The organism is Pseudotabrizicola algicola (genome assembly GCF_010915705.1).
Classification (GTDB): domain Bacteria; phylum Pseudomonadota; class Alphaproteobacteria; order Rhodobacterales; family Rhodobacteraceae; genus Pseudotabrizicola; species Pseudotabrizicola algicola.
The window spans coordinates 479,156-495,793 of the sequence record NZ_JAAIKE010000001.1 but is presented as its reverse complement, the minus strand read 5'-3'; the positions used below and the strand labels follow the sequence as shown (position 1 = coordinate 495,793).

General features: G+C 66.1%; 13 protein-coding genes. 8 read left to right on the top strand and 5 right to left on the bottom strand.

What is annotated here, in order from left to right:
* Positions 1-23: 23 nt before the first annotated feature.
* A complete protein-coding gene (locus G3572_RS02370) occupies positions 24-1,232 on the bottom strand; it encodes an MFS transporter (protein WP_164609062.1) in 1,209 nt (402 codons plus the stop codon).
* Between the two features lie 98 nt (positions 1,233-1,330).
* Here G3572_RS02370 and G3572_RS02365 point away from each other — a divergent pair, with 98 nt between their 5' ends.
* A complete protein-coding gene (locus G3572_RS02365) occupies positions 1,331-1,957 on the top strand; it encodes a DNA-3-methyladenine glycosylase family protein (protein ID WP_164609061.1) in 627 nt (208 codons plus the stop codon).
* 3 nt (positions 1,958-1,960) lie between these two features.
* Positions 1,961-2,620, top strand: a complete 660-nt coding sequence (locus tag G3572_RS02360; RefSeq protein WP_164609060.1) for an alpha/beta hydrolase — start codon at positions 1,961-1,963, stop codon at positions 2,618-2,620.
* A 61-nt stretch (positions 2,621-2,681) separates the two neighbouring features.
* Here the strand turns inward: G3572_RS02360 and G3572_RS02355 are convergent, their stop codons facing one another.
* From G3572_RS02355 to G3572_RS02345, 3 genes are read right to left on the bottom strand one after another with little or no spacing between them, the layout of a single operon-like run.
* The gene (locus G3572_RS02355; RefSeq protein ID WP_435530946.1) at positions 2,682-3,656 is read right to left on the bottom strand and encodes a glucokinase; all 975 of its coding nucleotides are present in this window, start codon (positions 3,654-3,656) and stop codon (positions 2,682-2,684) included.
* Between the two features lie 17 nt (positions 3,657-3,673).
* Complete coding sequence (locus G3572_RS02350; protein WP_164609058.1) at positions 3,674-5,002, bottom strand: GH1 family beta-glucosidase; 1,329 nt, start codon at positions 5,000-5,002, stop codon at positions 3,674-3,676.
* 25 nt (positions 5,003-5,027) lie between these two features.
* Complete coding sequence (locus G3572_RS02345; RefSeq protein WP_164609057.1) at positions 5,028-6,056, bottom strand: substrate-binding domain-containing protein; 1,029 nt, start codon at positions 6,054-6,056, stop codon at positions 5,028-5,030.
* A 311-nt stretch (positions 6,057-6,367) separates the two neighbouring features.
* Between G3572_RS02345 and G3572_RS02340 the strand changes: the two genes are divergently transcribed.
* The 6 genes from G3572_RS02340 to G3572_RS02315 all read left to right on the top strand — a co-directional run bounded on the left by G3572_RS02340 (position 6,368) and on the right by G3572_RS02315 (position 14,171).
* Entirely contained in the window at positions 6,368-7,720 is a 1,353-nt protein-coding gene (locus tag G3572_RS02340) for an ABC transporter substrate-binding protein (protein WP_164609056.1), read from the top strand.
* A 168-nt stretch (positions 7,721-7,888) separates the two neighbouring features.
* Positions 7,889-9,127: a carbohydrate ABC transporter permease gene (locus tag G3572_RS02335; protein WP_164609055.1), complete on the top strand. Its 1,239-nt coding sequence runs from the start codon at positions 7,889-7,891 to the stop codon at positions 9,125-9,127.
* Between the two features lie 14 nt (positions 9,128-9,141).
* Positions 9,142-10,284: a carbohydrate ABC transporter permease gene (locus G3572_RS02330; protein ID WP_164609054.1), complete on the top strand. Its 1,143-nt coding sequence runs from the start codon at positions 9,142-9,144 to the stop codon at positions 10,282-10,284.
* A 7-nt stretch (positions 10,285-10,291) separates the two neighbouring features.
* Positions 10,292-11,926, top strand: coding sequence for an alpha-amylase family glycosyl hydrolase (locus G3572_RS02325; RefSeq protein WP_240335376.1), 1,635 nt, complete (start codon positions 10,292-10,294; stop codon positions 11,924-11,926).
* A gap of 17 nt (positions 11,927-11,943) precedes the next feature.
* A complete protein-coding gene (locus G3572_RS02320; RefSeq protein ID WP_164609053.1) occupies positions 11,944-13,029 on the top strand; it encodes an ABC transporter ATP-binding protein in 1,086 nt (361 codons plus the stop codon).
* Positions 13,030-13,175: 146 nt separating this feature from the next.
* On the top strand, positions 13,176-14,171 hold the full coding sequence (locus tag G3572_RS02315; protein ID WP_164609052.1) for a TDT family transporter: 996 nt from the start codon (positions 13,176-13,178) through the stop codon (positions 14,169-14,171).
* Here G3572_RS02315 and G3572_RS02310 read toward each other — a convergent pair.
* Positions 14,168-16,630, bottom strand: a complete 2,463-nt coding sequence (locus G3572_RS02310; RefSeq protein WP_164609051.1) for a penicillin acylase family protein — start codon at positions 16,628-16,630, stop codon at positions 14,168-14,170. The genes G3572_RS02315 and G3572_RS02310 overlap by 4 nt on opposite strands.
* Positions 16,631-16,638 lie beyond the last annotated feature (8 nt).

The window sequence follows — 16,638 nt, the reverse complement described above, 5'->3', positions numbered from 1 at the left end:
AGCTCCCGCGCGTCTCGCGCAGCCTAGCTCCCGCGCATCTCGCGCGGGCGCAGCCAGAGCCAGATCAGCGCGCCGCCTGCTGCCACCAGAAAGGGCAGCATCGCCATGTTGACGAGCTGCCATCCTGCCTGCACCGAGCCGCCCGAGCAGTTCATCAGCCCGCCCGAGGCGAAGCTGGCGACCGACACGCCGCCGAACAGGATCAGGTCGTTCAACCCCTGCAGGCGCCCGCGCTCTTCGGGCCGCTGGGCCGAGGTGAGCATGGTGGTGGCCCCGATGAAGCCGAAGTTCCAGCCGACCCCGAGCAGGATCAGGGCGATGAAGAAATTCTCGAGCGCGACGCCCGCCATCGCCACCGCGCCGGAGCCTGCAAGGATCAGCAGGCCGAGGGCGATCACCCGCTCGACCCCGAAACGGGCGATGATATGGCCGGTGAAGAAGCTGGGGGCATACATGGCCACCACATGGGCGGTGACCACATCGGCGGCATCCGCCGTCTCGAAGCCGCAGCCGACGACGGCGAGCGGTGAGGAGGTCATCACCAGATTCATCAGCGCATAGGAGACGGTGGCGCAGATCATCGCAACGGCGATGGTCGGATTGCGGACCAGTTCGGCCCGCGTGCGCCCTTGCGAAGCGCCGGCGGCGGGTGGCTTCGGCTTGGGGATCGACAGGCCCAAAAACAGGAACATGCCGACAAGGTTCAGCACGATCACCGACAGATAGGTGGCGAGGAAAGGCACCACCATCGCCTCGGCCGTGGCCTTCACCAGTTGCGGCCCGAGCACGGCAGACAGCAGGCCCCCCGCCATCACCCAGGAAATCGCCTTGGGGCGGAAGGCATCGGAGGCGGTATCGGCGGCGGCAAAGCGGTAGAATCCTTGCGCGCTCATGTAGATGCCGGTGAACAGGCCCCCGATGCAGAACAGAAGGAAGCTGCCCGTCATCAGTCCGTAGGCCCCGATGGCGGCCCCGATCGCGCCGCCAAGCGCGCCCGCGACAAAGCCTGCGCGCCGCCCGTGGCGCTGCATGAAGGCCGAGATCGGGGTGGCGGTCAGCATGGAGCCGATCACGGTGAGCGAGATCGGCAGCGTCGCCCAGCAGGCATTGGGGGCAAGGCTCTGTCCCGCCAGACCGGCGATGGTGAAGATCATCGGCATCTGTGCGCCCAGCACGGCCTGTGCCGCGACAAGGACAAGCACATTGCGTCTGGCGGTGGCATCCTGGGTCATGATGCACAAGCGGTAGGCGGTTTGTCCGGGCGGGGCAAGGGGGCAAATTGCGCAGGCTTCGGGTTGCCGGGGCGCGCGGGACGGGGCAGGGTGGCCGGATGGCGGGACGGATCATCGAAACAGATCACTGCGTGGCCGAAGGTGCGGCCTGGCTTGTTGCGCGCGATGCGGGCATGGCGGCGGCGCTGGCGCTCTGCGGCCCCTTGCCGCTGCGGCGGCAGCCGGACGGGTTCGCGGCGCTTCTCTCGGCGATCGTCTCGCAGCAGGTGTCGGTGGCCTCTGCCCGCGCGATCTGGGGGCGGCTGGAGGCGGCGGGGCTGACCGCGCCCGAGGCGATGGCGGCGGCGGGCGAGGCAGAGTTGCGCGCGGTGGGCCTGTCGCGGCAGAAGGCGCGTTACGGGCAGGCGCTGGCGCAGGCGGGCATCGATTTTGCGGCGCTGCGCAGCCAGCCGGATGACGCTGTGATCGGCACGCTGGTGGCGGTGCCGGGCATCGGCACATGGACGGCGGAAATCTATGCGATGTTCGCGCTTGGCCGGGCCGATGTCTTTGCCCCCGGCGATCTGGCGCTGCAGGAGGCGGCGCGGCTGCTCTACGGGCTGGAGGCGCGCCCTGCGGAGCGGGCGCTGCGGCAGATGGCGGAACGCTGGTCGCCCTGGCGGTCGGTTGCGGCACGGGTGCTTTGGGCGTATTACCGCGTCGCAAAGGAACGTGAGGGGATCTAGGGCATGCGGGAATTGCAATCGGTACGGCGCGGCGCGGCGCAGGGGCGCGCGACGAGCGTGGTGGTCTTTGTGCATGGCTATGGCGCGGATGGGGCCGATCTGCTGGGGCTGGCCGATCCGCTGGCCCCGCATCTGCCCGGAGCCGCCTTTTATGCCCCCGACGCGCCCGAGCCTTGCGCGAGCAACGGCTTTGGCCGCCAGTGGTTCTCTATCCCCTGGCTGGACGGGTCGAGCGAGGCGCAAAGCCGCGACGGGCTGATGCGCGCCGCAGAAGACCTGAACGGGTTTCTGGACGCGGTGCTGGCCGCCGAGGGGCTGGGGCCGGAGGCGCTGGCGCTGGTGGGCTTTTCGCAGGGCGCGATGATGAGCCTGCATGTCGCGCCGCGCCGCGCGGTGCCGGTGGCGGGGGTGGTCGCGATTTCGGGGCGGCTGCTGCAGCCCGAGGCTCTGGCGGCAGAGGCGGTGACGCGGCCGCCGGTCCTGCTGATCCACGGCGATCAGGACCCTGTGGTGCCGTTCGCCGACATGTCTCTGGCCGGAAACGCGCTGCTGGGCGCCGAGTTCGAGGTTTACGGCCATGTGATGAAGGGGACGGGCCACGGCATCGCCCCCGACGGTCTGGGCGTCGCGCTGCAATTCCTGCGCGAACGGCTGCCGGCATAGCAGACCTGACCGAAGGATCGTGGCCCTTGCGGGACACGATCCTTGCGGGGCGCGTCAGGGGTCAGGCGGTTTGCGCGGCGAGATAGGCGGCGCAGCCTGTCAGCGCGGCGAAATCATCTTCGACCACGGTGATCGAGAAGTCCTTTTCCAGCAGGTCTACCCTGCGGGTTTCGCGGAAATGGTCGCCCAGCCCCAGCCGCGCGAAATGCGGGGTCATGGCGCGGGCCATGCCGCCGATCAGGTAGATGCCGCCATAGGGCAGGTGGATCAGCGCGAGATCGGCCAGCGTCTGCCCGAGGATGCGGGTGTAGAGGCTGGCGGCATGGGTGGCGACGGGGTGGCCCTTGTCGAGATCGGAGAGCACCTCAGCCGAGGTCGTCGCCGCCGGCTCGCCCGCCTGATCGGCGGCGAAGGCGTGCAGGTTGATGAGGCCCCGGCCCGAGAGCACCTCTTCCACGCCGCAATGCGCGACCTCGCCCCGGCTGGCGAGCAGCGATTCGACAAAGCGCATCAGGCTCAGGTCTTCCTCGGAGCGCACGGGCATGTTCACATGGCCGCATTCCGAAGGCGGCACGATGCGCGCGGCTCCGCTGCCATGCACGGGCGCGGCATTGACGCCGGTTCCGAGCCCCACCACCAGCATGGTGCCGGCGGTCTGCGGACCCGGGACCACCGGGCGCAGGTTGGCTGGCGCGATATGGCCGAGCGCCTGCCCCTGTGCCTGAAGGTCATTGAGGATCGCCACGCGGGCCGCACCCGTCGCGCCGCGCAGTTTGGCCGCGTCGATCACCCAGTCGAGGTTGGTCATGCTGGCGGTGCCATCCTGCACCGGACCGGCGGCGGCAACGCAGGTGCCGGAGACGGATTTGCCGCTGGTCTTGAGGTAATCGGCAAGGATATCGGCGATGTCCTGTCCGCGCGCCTTGTATTCGGCGTTGGAGAACCGCGCGACCGAGTCGGGCAGCACGCGGGTGCCTTCGGCCAAGGCCACGCGGGTGTTGGTGCCGCCGATGTCGGCAAGGAGGGCGAGGGTCATGGGCGGCATCCTTGAAGTCAGTCGTTGCGGGCCAATGCCCGTGCGAGCGCGTGATACGAAGATTTCGGGGTCCTTGCCAAGCTGTCAAAATCGACATGGACGAGGCCGAAGCGTTTCTCGTAGCCTTCGGCCCATTCGTAATTGTCGAGCAGCGACCAGTAGAAAAAGCCCTGCACATTGGCCCCGTCCGCGATGGCGCGGCGAGTGGCGGCCAGATGGGCAAAGAGAAACTCTTCGCGCACGGTGTCGGTCACCGCGCCGCCCGACAGCTCGTCCGCATTGGCCATGCCGTTTTCGGTGACATAGATCGGCAGGTCGCCCACATAGTCGCGGGCCATCCGCGTGAGGAAGTGGTGCAGGCCGTCGGGGTAGATTTCCCAGCCCATCTGGGTTTTCGGCAGGGGTCCGGTCACATCGCGCAGATGCGGCCATGCCGCCTTGCCATCATGGTCGAGGATGTGGCGGGTGTAGTAATTCACCCCAAGCCAGTCGAGCTTTTGCCCGATCAGCGGCATGTCATCCTGCCAGTTCTGCGGCATGTGCGGGGCGAGCCCTTCGAGCACGATGTCGGGATAGGATTGTTTGGTGATGCCTTCGATGAACCAGCGGTTGAAGATGCCGTCCCAGCGGGCGGCGGCAAGCTGGTCTTGCGCGCTGTCGCTGTTGGCCTGGGCGTAGTCGAAGTTCAGCACGATGCCGAGATTCTGCTGCCCCATGCCGCGCAGGCGTTCCACCGCCATGCCATGCGCCAGCAGGATATGGTGCATGGCGCGGGCGGCCGCGCGGATGTCACGCAGGCCGGGGGCATGGGCGCCGATGAAATGCGACAGCCACGCGACGCACCACGGCTCGTTGATGGTGGCGATGCTGGACACGCGGTCGCCGAGGCGTCCGGTGATGGCCTGCGCAAAATCGGCGAAGCGGGCGCAGGTATCGCGGTTGGTCCAGCCGCCCTGATCGGCCAACGCCGAGGGCATTTCCCAGTGATACAGCGTCTGGAAGGGTTTCAGCCCGCGTTCCAGCATCCCGTCCACGAGACGGTCATAGAAATCCATGCCCTCGGGGTTCACGGTGACGCCATCGGGCATCACCCGCGCCCATGAGGTGGAGAAGCGGTAGGCATCCATGTTGGCGGCGCGCAGCAGGTCGAGGTCGGCGGGCCAGTGGTGGTAATGGTCACAGGCGCGGGCGCCATCCTCGGCGCGCACCACATTGCCGGGGGTGGCGGCGAAGGTATCCCAGTGGCAGGGGCCGCAGCCGCCGAAGCCTGCGCCTTCGATCTGGTAGGCGGCAGTGGCGGCGCCGAACAGGAATCCGGGCGGGAAATCGAAGCGGGACAGGGACATGGCTGGGGTCTTTCGATGTGGCGGATCAGGGCCGCGGGCAGGGGCCGGTGGATTGGCCCATGATGAGTTCGGCCTCGAGCAGGCGTTGCTGGGGGACGGGGTTGGGGGTTGCGATGATGTCGAGCAGCATTTCCGCCGCCAGCCGCCCCGCATCCCGCACCGAGGAGCGGGTGGCGGTGAAGATCGGCACCGCATCGCCGTTCTTCATGTAGCTGAGGTCGTCGTCATGGATGATGACGCTTATGTCGCGCCCCATCTGGAGCCCCGCCTCCTCCAGCGCGCGGCGCACGCCCATGCCCGAGATCATCGAGGCGACGAGAAAGGCAGTGGGGCGGTGGGCGCGCAGCAGCATGGCGCGGGCGGCGCGGTAGCCGGCGATTTCGGTCATCTCGTCCGAGGCCATCAGCGCCGGATCGGGCGCGATGCCGCGCGCGGTCAGCGCATCGACATAGCCGGTGCGGCGGCGGATGGCGAAATCCATGAACTCGAGCCCGTTGACGAGCGCGATGCGGGTGTGGCCAAGGTCGAGCAGGAATTCGGTGGCGCGCTGGAAGGCGCGGCGGTTGTTCACATCGAGCCAGCTATAGGGCAGCGTGGTGCCGGTGGCGCGGCCATGCACCACGAAGGGCAGGCCGACATCATGCAGGAGCGCGATGCGCGGATCATCCATCTTGGGCGCGTGGACGATGACGCCGTCGACATTGCCCTTGGATTTGAGGCTGCGATAGGCGGCTTCTTCCTGATCGTCGGGGACGACCGAAAGCACCATGTCATAATCGTTGCGGCTGTAGGTCTCGCCCGCGCCGGCGATGAAATCGGCAAAGACCGGATTCACGATCTCGTGGCGGGTGGCGACGGGGATCACATGGCCGATGGCCATCGCGCGGCCCGTGGCAAGGCGGATGGCGCGGGTGTTGGGGTGGTAGTTGTGACGCTTGGCGGCGGCCATCACCCGCTCGCGCGTGGCCTCGTTCACCTCGGGGTAGCCGTTCAGCGCGCGGCTGACGGTCGTGGGCGAGAGGCCCAAACGTGAGGCGAGTTCCTTGAGGTTCATTCTGGCGTGGTCACTATCGGGCAGGCATGGGCATTTGCGCCCAAAACGGTTTCAATCGGCGCTGACCTTAGCCAGCAGTGCCGCCAAGGTCAAAGATAAAGCGCAGGCTCCGTAATCGTTTCAGATCGATGCTGCGCCTGCAAAAACGGCGCTTCGCATCCATTGAGGGCGCTTTGGATTGACAGGTCGGGTGCCATCGGCAAAGGTGCGGCATCCAAAGCGGTTTGAAGGCGATTCTGTCTTTTCGTCCGATACCCGCTGTTGGCACAACGCCTCGCTAAGATGGGCGGGGTCATCCGGGAGGACTGCACATGAAATCGAAACTGACCGTCAGCGTTGCCGCGCTGGCATTGCTGGCAGGTGGCGCCTATGCGCAAGACCTGAAATTTCCGATCGGCGAGGGCGCTTTCAACTGGGCTTCGCTTGAAGAATTCAAGGCCGCGCATGGCGATCTGGCCGGACAAGAGCTGACCATTGCCGGCCCGTGGCTTGGCCCTGACCAGGAACTTGTCGAATCGATGCTGGCCTATTTCGAAGCCGCAACCGGTGTTGACGTGAAATACGTCGGCTCCGACAGCTTCGAGACGCAGGTGCGCATCGACGCCGAGGCCGGTTCGGCCGCGAATATCTCGGTCTTCCCGCAGCCGGGTCTGACCGCCGATCTGGCGCGTCTGGGTCAGGTTGCACCGCTGACCGAGGCCGATGCCGCATGGCTGAGCGAGAACTATGCCGCGGGCCAGTCCTGGGTTGATCTGGCCAGCTTCCCCGGGCCGGATGGCAATGATGCGCTGTTCGGCTTCTTCTACAAGGTCGACGTGAAGTCGCTGGTCTGGTTCAGCCCCGAGAACTTCGAGGACGCGGGCTATGAAGTGCCCGAGACGATGGAAGACCTGAAGGCGCTGACCGAGAAGATGGTGGCGGATGGCGTGACGCCGTGGTGCGTCGGCCTCGGGTCGGGCGGTGCGACCGGCTGGCCGGCGACCGACTGGGTGGAAGACATGATGCTGCGCGTGAACACGCCCGCAGATTATGACGCCTGGGTCAGCAACGACCTGAAGTTCAACGATCCGAAGGTCGTGGCCGCCATCGAAGAATTCGGCTGGTTCATCGAGGATGGCAAGGTGGCCGGTGGCCGTGGCGCTGTTGCCACCACCGACTTCCGCGACAGCCCGAAGGGTCTGTTCTCGTCGCCGCCCCAGTGCATGATGCACCGTCAGGCCTCGTTCATCCCGTCCTTCTTCCCCGAAGGCACGCAGATGGGCGTGGATGCCGACTTCTTCTACTTCCCGGCCTATGCCGAGAAGGATCTGGGCAAGCCGGTTCTGGGTGCGGGCACGCTGTTCGGCATCACCAAGGACAGCCCCGCCGCACGCGCCTTCATCGACTGGCTGAAAGTGCCGGTCGCGCATGAGGTCTGGATGGCGCAGTCGGGCTTCCTGACACCGCACAAGGGTGTGAACGTCGAGCTCTATGGCGATGCCACGCTGAAGAAGATGGGCGAGATCCTGCTGGGCGCTGACACCTTCCGCTTTGACGGGTCGGACCTGATGCCGGGCGGCGTCGGTGCAGGCTCGTTCTGGACCGGAATGGTCGACTATGCCGGCGGCAAGTCCGCGCAGGAAGTGGCCGATGCGATCCAGTCCTCGTGGGATGGCCTGAAGTAAGCCAAGATGACCCCCGGCGGCACCTGATGCCGCCGGGGTTTTTCTTTCCCGCGCGCCAGAGGCGGTGCGGGCAGGAGAGCGGACGGATTTTCCAGACAGATCACCAGAACGAGTGCCGGGATACCGGCCACGAACCGGGGAACCACTTTAGGGGGAGGTTGAGGCGCCATGTCACCGGCACTTCAGGGTTTGATCACCATCATCATCGGGGTTGGCGGCTGCGTCGGCTATTTCTACTTTTCCAACCTGTTTCTGGACAAGGTGCTGTTTCCGGCATCGGGTCCGAACGCGGGGCGCAACATCAACCGCGCTGGCATGATCCGGCCCTGGCTGTTTCTGGCCCCCGCGCTGATCGCGCTGACGGTGTATCTGGCCTATCCGGTGGTCGAAACGCTGCGCCTGTCGCTGACCCAGCGGGTGCCGGGGGGTGGCTATGTCTGGGTGGGCTTTGACAATTACCGCAAGATGTCGGGCGAGCCGAAGTTCTGGGAAGCCTTGCGCAACAACATGCTGTGGCTGATCGTGGTGCCTGCGATGTCGACGGCCTTTGGCCTGCTGGCGGCGCAGCTTTCGGACCGTATCCGCTGGGGCAATCTGGCCAAGTCGCTGATTTTCATGCCGATGGCGATTTCCTTTGTCGGCGCTGCGGTGATCTGGAAGCTGGTTTACGACACGCGTCCGGTGGATCAGGAGCAGATCGGCGTCTTGAACGCGGTCTGGCTGGCCTTCGAGGGCGGGCCGATGTCGGTGCTGTTTCTCAAGATCGTGCCGAGCCTCGGGCTGATCGCCTTTGCGGCGGCGGTGGGGCTGATCGCCTGGGTTTTCGTGCGCCCGATGCTGAAGGCGCGCGATCAGGTTGGGGGTGGCACCATTCCGCTGCGGTTGCTGGTGGCGGTGGCGGCGCTGTGGCTGATCTACATGTCGCTGCGGTCGGTGATCGGGCTGGCCGGGGCCGATCTGCCCTATGGCGTGCCGCAGACATGGCTGACCATTCCGTTCTGGAACAGCTTTTTCCTGATGATCGTTCTGGTCTGGATCCAGACCGGCTTTGCCATGGTGATCCTCTCGGCCGCGCTGCGCGGTGTGCCGGAGGATACGATCGAGGCGGCGATTGTCGACGGGGCCAACCCGTTCCAGATCTTCTTCAAGATCAAGGTGCCGCAGATCATGGGCACGATCGTTGTGGTCTGGACCACCATCACCATCGTGGTGCTGAAGGTCTTCGACATCGTCTTCGCGATGAGCAACGGGCAGTGGGAAACGCAGGTTCTGGCCAATTACATGTATGACAAGCTGTTCCGCGCCAATGACTGGGGCGTCGGGTCGGCCTCGGCCATGGTCATCATGCTGCTGGTGACGCCGATCCTGATCTGGAACGTCTACAATGCCCGCAAAGAAATGCGCTGAGAAAGGCCGGAGCAATGGATAACATCGTAGGCAAGAAATCCGGTCTGACCTGGGCTGTGCATATCTCGATGGCGGTGCTGGTCGCGCTGTGGCTGTTCCCGACGCTGGGGCTGTTCGTGTCGTCCTTCCGGACGGCGGACCAGATTTCCACCTCGGGGTGGTGGTCGGCACTGGCCACGCAGGAGCGGCAGGTGCCCGCGATCCGCGTGGGCGGCACCGAGGTGGAGGTGGACGGGCGTTTCGTGATCGAGGGGCGGCTGTTCAGCGCGGCCGATGCCGTGGTCAGCGCATGGGGCACGACATCCACCGCGCCCGAGGCGAATGCGCCGGGCGATGTGGTGGAACTGGGCGACGGCGTGACGCTGACGGTGGCCGAGGATGGCGCCTATGTGCTGTCGAGCCCGGTTTCGACGCAAGGCGCGCGGCTGCCGCGGATCTTCAGCACGGCGGCCACTCCGCCCGAGTTCACGCTGCAGAACTACCGCGCGATCCTGTTCGAGCCGAACAACACCGACGGCATGTCGCGGGCCTTTTTCAACACGCTGACGGTGACGATTCCGGCGACGATCATCCCGATCCTTGTGGCGGCCTTTGCGGCCTATGCGCTGGCGTGGATGGATTTTCCGGGGCGGGCGCTGCTGATTGCGGCCATCGTGGGCCTGTTGGTGGTGCCGTTGCAACTGGCGCTGATCCCGCTGCTGAAACTGCACAACGATATCGGCATCGGGAAGGGCTATCTGGGGACATGGCTTGCGCATACCGGCTTCGGGCTGCCGCTGGCGATTTACCTCTTGCGCAACTACATGGTGGGACTGCCGCGCGACATCATCGAATGTGCCAAGGTGGATGGCGCGTCGGATTTCCAGATCTTCACGCGGATCATCCTGCCGCTGTCCTTCCCGGCGCTGGCGTCCTTCGCGATCTTCCAGTTCCTGTGGACGTGGAATGACCTGCTGGTGTCGCTGGTGTTCCTGATCGATTCCTCGGGCCAGACCACGGTGATGACCAAGCAGATCGTGGAACTGCTCGGCACGCGCGGCGGCAATTGGGAAATTCTGGCGACGGCGGCTTTCATCAGCATTGCCGTGCCGCTGGTGGTGTTCTTTGCGATGCAGAAATATCTGGTGCGCGGCCTGCTGGCCGGCTCGGTGAAGTGAGAGGCTTATGTCGAAGCAAGACAAAATCGTGATGGGCGTCGATGCCGATTGGTGGCGGGGCGCGGTGATCTACCAGATCTATCCGCGCAGCTTTCAGGACAGCACCGGCGACGGGATCGGCGATCTGAAGGGGATCACCCGGCGGCTGGACCATATCGCCAGCCTCGGGGCGGATGCGATCTGGATCAGCCCGTTCTTCACCAGCCCGATGAAGGATTTCGGCTATGACGTCAGCGATTACTGCGACGTCGACCCGATGTTCGGCACGCTGTCGGATTTCGACGCGCTGGTGGCGCGGGCGCAAGAGCTGGGGTTGAAGGTGATGATCGATCTGGTGCTATCGCACACCAGCGACCAGCACCCGTGGTTCAAGGAAAGCCGCCGTGACCGCAGCAATCCGCGCGCCGACTGGTATGTCTGGGCCGAGCCCAAGGGCGATGGCACGCCGCCGAACAACTGGCTGTCGATCTTTGGCGGGTCGGCTTGGCAATGGGACAGCCGGCGCGAGCAGTATTACCTGCACAACTTCCTGACCAGCCAGCCCGACCTGAACTTTCACCACGAGCCGGTGCAGGAGGCGCTGCTGGATGTGGTGCGCTTCTGGCTGGAGCGGGGGGTGAACGGGTTCCGGCTGGACACGATCAACTTCTACTTTGCCGACAGGTATCTGCGCGACAACCCGCCGCTGCCCAAGGAATTGCGCAATGACAGCATCGCGCCGGGGGTGAACCCCTATAACCACCAGTTGCACCTTTTCGACAAGAACCAGCCGGAAAACATCGAGTTCCTGCGCAAGTTCCGTGCCGTGCTGGAGCCCTATGGCGCGGCGGCCGTCGGCGAGGTGGGCGATGCGCAGCGGGGCCTCGAGATCATGGCCGAGTATACCTCGGGCGGGGACAAGGTGCAGATGTGCTACCCGTTCGAGATGTTGCAGCCGACTCGGCTGACGGCGGCGCTGCTGGAGGAAACCTTTGCGCGCATGAATGCGGTGGCGCCCGATGCATGGCCCTGCTGGGCCTATTCCAACCATGACACGGTGCGCCATATCACCCGCTGGAACCTGCCCGAAGCGGCGGCGCGCAGCTATACGGTTTTGCTGATGTGTCTGCGCGGCTCGCTCTGCCTGTATCAGGGCGAGGAACTGGGCCTGCCGGAGGCCGATATCGACTTTGAAGAGTTGCGTGACCCTTATGGCATCGAGTTCTGGCCCGAGTTCAAGGGGCGGGACGGGTGCCGCACGCCGATGACCTGGGTGACCGACAACAGCAACGGCGGCTTTTCCGAGGGCACGCCGTGGCTGCCGGTGAAGGCGCCGCATCTGAACCGCGCGGTTTCGGCGCAGGATGCGGACCAGACCTCTATGCTGAACCATTACCGCCGTGCGCTGGCGTTCCGCCGCGCGCATGAGGTGCTGCGCACCGGCACCTTGTCGGGGCTGCGGGCAGAGGGTGATGTGGCCACCTTTGTGCGCGGCGGCGAGGAGACGATTTTCTGCGCCTTCAACTTGGGGGCAGAGCAGGCTCATGTCGGGTTGCCCGAGGGAACATGGGCCGCGATTGGCGGGGAACTTGGGGCGACGGCGGCGATCGGGGGCGAGGTGACGCTTGGCCCCTGGGGCTATTGCCTGATGCGGAAGGTATAAAGAGGGGGGAGCCCGGCATGGCCGAACTGAAACTGAAGAACGTTGAAAAGGCTTATGGCGAGGTCAAGGTTCTTTCCAACATCAACCTCGACATCAAGACGGGGGAGCTGATTGTCTTTGTCGGCCCGTCGGGCTGCGGCAAGTCGACCTTGCTGCGGATGATCGCGGGGCTGGAGAAGATCACCGGAGGGGACTTCACCATCGACGGCGAGCGCATGAACGAGGTGCCGCCGGCACAGCGCGGCATCGCGATGGTGTTCCAGTCTTATGCGCTGTATCCGCATATGACGGTGCGCGACAACATGAGCTTTGCGCTGAAGATCGCCAAGAAATCGCAGCCCGAGATTGACGCGGCGGTGGCGAAGGCGGCGAAGATCCTGCAACTGGAGCCTTACCTCGACCGTCTGCCCAAGGCGCTGTCGGGCGGGCAGCGGCAGCGGGTGGCGATCGGGCGCAGCATCGTGCGCGACCCCAAGGTCTACCTGTTTGACGAGCCGCTGTCGAACCTTGACGCGGCCTTGCGGGTGGCGACGCGGCTCGAGATCGCGCAACTGAAGGAGTCGATGCCCAATTCCACCATGATCTATGTGACGCATGATCAGGTGGAGGCGATGACCCTTGCCACGCGGATCGTGGTGCTGGCGGGCGGCGGGATCAGCCAGGTCGGCACCCCGCTGGAGCTTTACGAGCGGCCGCAGAACGAGTTCGTGGCGCAGTTCATCGGCAGCCCCGCGATGAACCTGATGGCGGGCGAGGTGATCGAGACCGGCGCGCAGACACGGGTGCGGCTTGCCAATGGCGGCGAGGCGGTGTCAAGCGTGCCGACGCTGGCGGCCGACATGGGGCTGAAGGTGAACATCGGGGTGCGTCCCGAAGATCTGGTGGCCACGACCGGCCCCGCGATCTTCACCGGCGAGGTGGAGATCACCGAGGCGCTTGGCGAGGTGACGCTGCTGTATTTCAGGCGCAATGGCGGTGACGCGCAGGTGGTGGCCAAGCTGCCCGGCATCCATAACGATGTGCGGCACACCACGGTGGCCTTGGGCGCGGACCCGTCGAAGGTGCATCTTTTTGCCAAGGGCATCAGCCTGCTCTATCGCTGACGCCGCAGCACGCGCGGCGGATGCCAAGGCCCCGGTGCAGACCGGGGCCTTTTGTTTTGCCACGGCGGTGTGGGGATTTGCCGCATCCGGGCGCTTGCGCAGACCCGCAAGATGCGGTCTGACTGCGGGCCAGAGAGGAGCTTTCCATGCCTGTAGACCCTGCCCGCGCCCGCCCGAAACGCTTTCCGCCGCCCGAGTTTCCGCCGCGCAGGCTGCCGCCTTTCGCGCGGATGCCGCCTGCGGTGTTCCCGGTGGTGCTGGGGGTGCTGGGCATGGCGCTGGCGGTGAAGCGGGCGCTGGTCGAGGCTGGTCTGCCGCAGGGTCTTGGCGACATGGCGCTGGGGGTGGCGGTGGGGCTGTGGCTGTTTTGCGCTGTGGCCTACGGGATGAAGATTGCGCGGCGGCCTGCCGTGGTGAGTGAGGAATTGCGGGTGCTGCCCGGACGGGCGGGGCTTGCTGCCGCCTCGGTCGGCGGTCTGGCGGTGGCGGCGGCGCTGGGGTTCTTTCTGCCGGGGCTGGCGCGGGGGGTTCTGGCGCTGGGGCTGCTGTTGCAGGCGGCGCTGGCGGTCTTGATGCTGCGCGCGCTCTTGGCCGCGCCGCCGGAGGGGCGGGTGGTCACGCCCGTGTGGCATCTGGCCTTTGTCGGCTTTATCGTCGGGGCCTTGGCAGCGGTGCCGCTGGGTTGGGAGACGCTGGCGCGGGGCATCTTGTGGGCGACGATGCCGGTGGCGGCGGGCATCTGGGCGGTAAGCCTCTGGCAGTTGTGGAAAACCGTGCCGCCCGCGCCCTTGCGCCCGCTGCTGGCGATCCACCTTGCGCCGGCCAGCCTGTTTGCCAGCGTGGCGGGGCTGCTGGGAATGACGTGGCTGGCGCAGGGGATGGTGGTGCTGGGCTGCGCGATCGCGGTGGCCTTGCTGGCCTCGGGACGCTGGATCGCCGAGGCCGGATTTTCGCCCCTGTGGGGGGCCTTCACCTTTCCGATGGCCGCCTTCGGCTCGGCGCTGCTGATCAACGGCTGGGCGATGGGCGGGGTTCTGGTGACGGTGCTTGCGCTTGGCGCGGTGCCCGCGATTGCGTGGCGGGTGATCCGCATGTGGCCCGACGGCTCGCTGGCCGCCAAGACCAATGCCGCCACTGCCTAGGGCGGTGACAGCGTGGTGCTGCCCACCGCCGCCGCGCGGGCAAGGCCCGGATCAAGGCTCATCGGCACATAGTCGCCGCGCCGCCAACGCTCGCCCAGATCATCGTAATGGCGCGAGAGCGGGTGGCCCGATTGGCCGGTGGCGATGACGAAGACCGAGGAATCGGGGTCGGCGAAATCATAGACCCCGCGATAGCCTGCGCCATGCACGTTGAGGTAAGGGTTCGGCCCCGTGCCCTTGGTGCGGCCGCGCATCAGCGTGTGGTCATCGCCGCTGGTGGACTGGCGGATGTTGACGAACCATTTGAGGAAAGGCACCTCGCCCAGCACGGGGTGATCGTGGGTCGCCTCATGCGCCGCGCCCCAGCGCCAGCTTTCGGGGTTGGGGCCATAGGTGGCGGTGAGGCCGATCAGCGCCTCGTCGAGCGCGATGCGGGCAAGATCGGTGCAAGTTTCCACCGCCGCCGACTGGATCACATCACACCAGACGCCCGCGCCGTCGATGTTGCGGTAGACACGGTCCAGAAACACCGGATCGGGGTGGGTGATGGTATCGGCCAGCGGGCCAAGCTCGTCGCGGATCAGCCTGTCGTTCAGCGCCCTGATCCAGGCCATGTAGATCAGCGGCTCGGGCAGGTGTTCGTTCATCTCGCCGTTCCATTCGGCCAGCAGCAAGAGCGCGCGCTGGCGCAGGCGTTCGGGCGTGCCGTCGGGCGCGGCCTCGCCGGTGAACCACAGATCGGCGCCGATCAGCGGCAGGATGGCGCGGGCGGTGGGCGAGACGGTATCAAGCTGCGCCTCGATGAAGCTTTCGCGGGTATGCACCTCGCGCGTGCGCATCAGCGACAGCCAGCGCTGGATGCGCTGCGTATCGCCCCAGAGGAAGGACAGATGGTCGGGGAAGGGGCGGTCGACCGTCTTGTTGTTGGTGTTGCCGAGGATGCCGCTGGTGGGGTTTTCCACGCGCGGGTTGGTCTCGTAGGGCATGGTGCCTTGCCAGCGGGCCGCAGGGTGCGTGCCGAGGGCAGGCATCCGCCCTTGGGTCGGGTGACCCGGATCGCGCATCGGCACATGGCCGATCACCTGAAGCGCGATGCCGTTCTGGTCGGCGAGCATCAGGTTCTGCGCGGGGGCCACGAAAAGCCGCCCCGCCTCGAGCGCCTCGGGGATCGAGCGGGCGCGCATCATGCGCAGGGCGGCGGTCATGGTGGTATCGGCCCCCGACAGCGCGGTCCATGACAGGGCCGCCACATGGCCGGGCGGGGTGACGGTGGCCAGATCGTAATGCGAGCCGGGCAGCACGGGGCCAGCCTCGGACCAGCGCAGGGTGATGGTGACGGGGGCCTCGTCCTTGACCTGAATGATGGAACGGCGGGTGACAAAGGGTTTGAAGCCGGTGGCGCTTTCATATTCCTCGGGATTGTCTGGGTTCAGACGCTCCATCACCACATCCTGATCGTCGACATAGGCCGAGGTCAGCCCCCATCCGACCGCCGCCGACCGGCCGGCCAGCACGCTTGGCACGCCCGGAATGGTCGCGCCGATCACGCCGCCCGACTGGAGTTCCAGACGCGCCAGATACCAGATGGTGGGGGCGGTGAAGCCCAGATGCGGGTCATTGGCCAGAAGTGCGCCCCCCGCTGCCGACCGGTCCGGCACCGCAGCCCAGGCGTTCGACGCGCCCGCGAAATCAAGGCGCGGGAAAGGCGAGAGCGGATCGTTCGTCGCCATGCGGAGCGGCTCGGACGACGGGGTGACGCCCGGCACCAGTTGCGCGTAATCGGGCAGGGCGGTGACGGCCTGGCCCGGATCATCGGGCAGGATGTCGCGCAGCCGTTCGGCGGGCAGCAGCATGGAGAAGCGCGCGCGCCGCACCTCGGCCTCGAGATGGCCGGAGAGCTGAAGCGCCATCAGCTTGAGGATGGCGATGGAATCGGCGGGGGCCCAAGCGGCGATTTCATTGGAAAAGAAGAAGAATTCGGGCGCGCCCCGGCCCCGAGCGCCTTCGTTGATCTGGCCGATCCACGCGTTGACCCCTGCCGCATAGGCCTCGAGCGCGGCGCGGGTAGGGGCATCCTGCGCCTCGACCGATTGCAGCGACAGGGTGTAGAGATCATAGCGGCGCAGGAGTTCGTCGATCTTGAGCGTGCGGTTGCCGAACACCTCGGACAGGCGGCCCTGGGCTGTGCGGCGGAGCATCGTCATCTGCCACAGCCGGTCCTGCGCATGGGCAAAGCCGAGCGCGAAGAACACATCAGGGTCGGTTGCGCCGAAGATATGCGGGACGTTGTCGCTGTTGCGCAGGATTTCCACGGGGGCCGAGACGCCCGCGATGGTGTAATTCTCGGAATAGTCCGGGATCGAGCGTTCGAGAAAGTAATAGGCCCCGATCAGCATCAGGAGGCCCAAGGCCACAAGCCCGGTCAACAGCCTTATGAGCCAACGGAAAACTCTGAGCATGGGGGGCC

Coding starts and splice junctions, on each gene's coding strand:
- G3572_RS02355 (WP_435530946.1), bottom strand. CDS start 3,656: ATGACCCTCGCCCTCCTTGCCGACATCGGCGGCACCAACACCCGCGTG.
- G3572_RS02320 (WP_164609053.1), top strand. CDS start 11,944: ATGGCCGAACTGAAACTGAAGAACGTTGAAAAGGCTTATGGCGAGGTC.
- G3572_RS02350 (WP_164609058.1), bottom strand. CDS start 5,002: ATGTCCCTGTCCCGCTTCGATTTCCCGCCCGGATTCCTGTTCGGCGCC.
- G3572_RS02365 (WP_164609061.1), top strand. CDS start 1,331: ATGGCGGGACGGATCATCGAAACAGATCACTGCGTGGCCGAAGGTGCG.
- G3572_RS02370 (WP_164609062.1), bottom strand. CDS start 1,232: ATGACCCAGGATGCCACCGCCAGACGCAATGTGCTTGTCCTTGTCGCG.
- G3572_RS02335 (WP_164609055.1), top strand. CDS start 7,889: ATGTCACCGGCACTTCAGGGTTTGATCACCATCATCATCGGGGTTGGC.
- G3572_RS02315 (WP_164609052.1), top strand. CDS start 13,176: ATGCCTGTAGACCCTGCCCGCGCCCGCCCGAAACGCTTTCCGCCGCCC.
- G3572_RS02330 (WP_164609054.1), top strand. CDS start 9,142: ATGGATAACATCGTAGGCAAGAAATCCGGTCTGACCTGGGCTGTGCAT.
- G3572_RS02360 (WP_164609060.1), top strand. CDS start 1,961: ATGCGGGAATTGCAATCGGTACGGCGCGGCGCGGCGCAGGGGCGCGCG.
- G3572_RS02310 (WP_164609051.1), bottom strand. CDS start 16,630: ATGCTCAGAGTTTTCCGTTGGCTCATAAGGCTGTTGACCGGGCTTGTG.
- G3572_RS02345 (WP_164609057.1), bottom strand. CDS start 6,056: ATGAACCTCAAGGAACTCGCCTCACGTTTGGGCCTCTCGCCCACGACC.
- G3572_RS02325 (WP_240335376.1), top strand. CDS start 10,292: ATGTCGAAGCAAGACAAAATCGTGATGGGCGTCGATGCCGATTGGTGG.
- G3572_RS02340 (WP_164609056.1), top strand. CDS start 6,368: ATGAAATCGAAACTGACCGTCAGCGTTGCCGCGCTGGCATTGCTGGCA.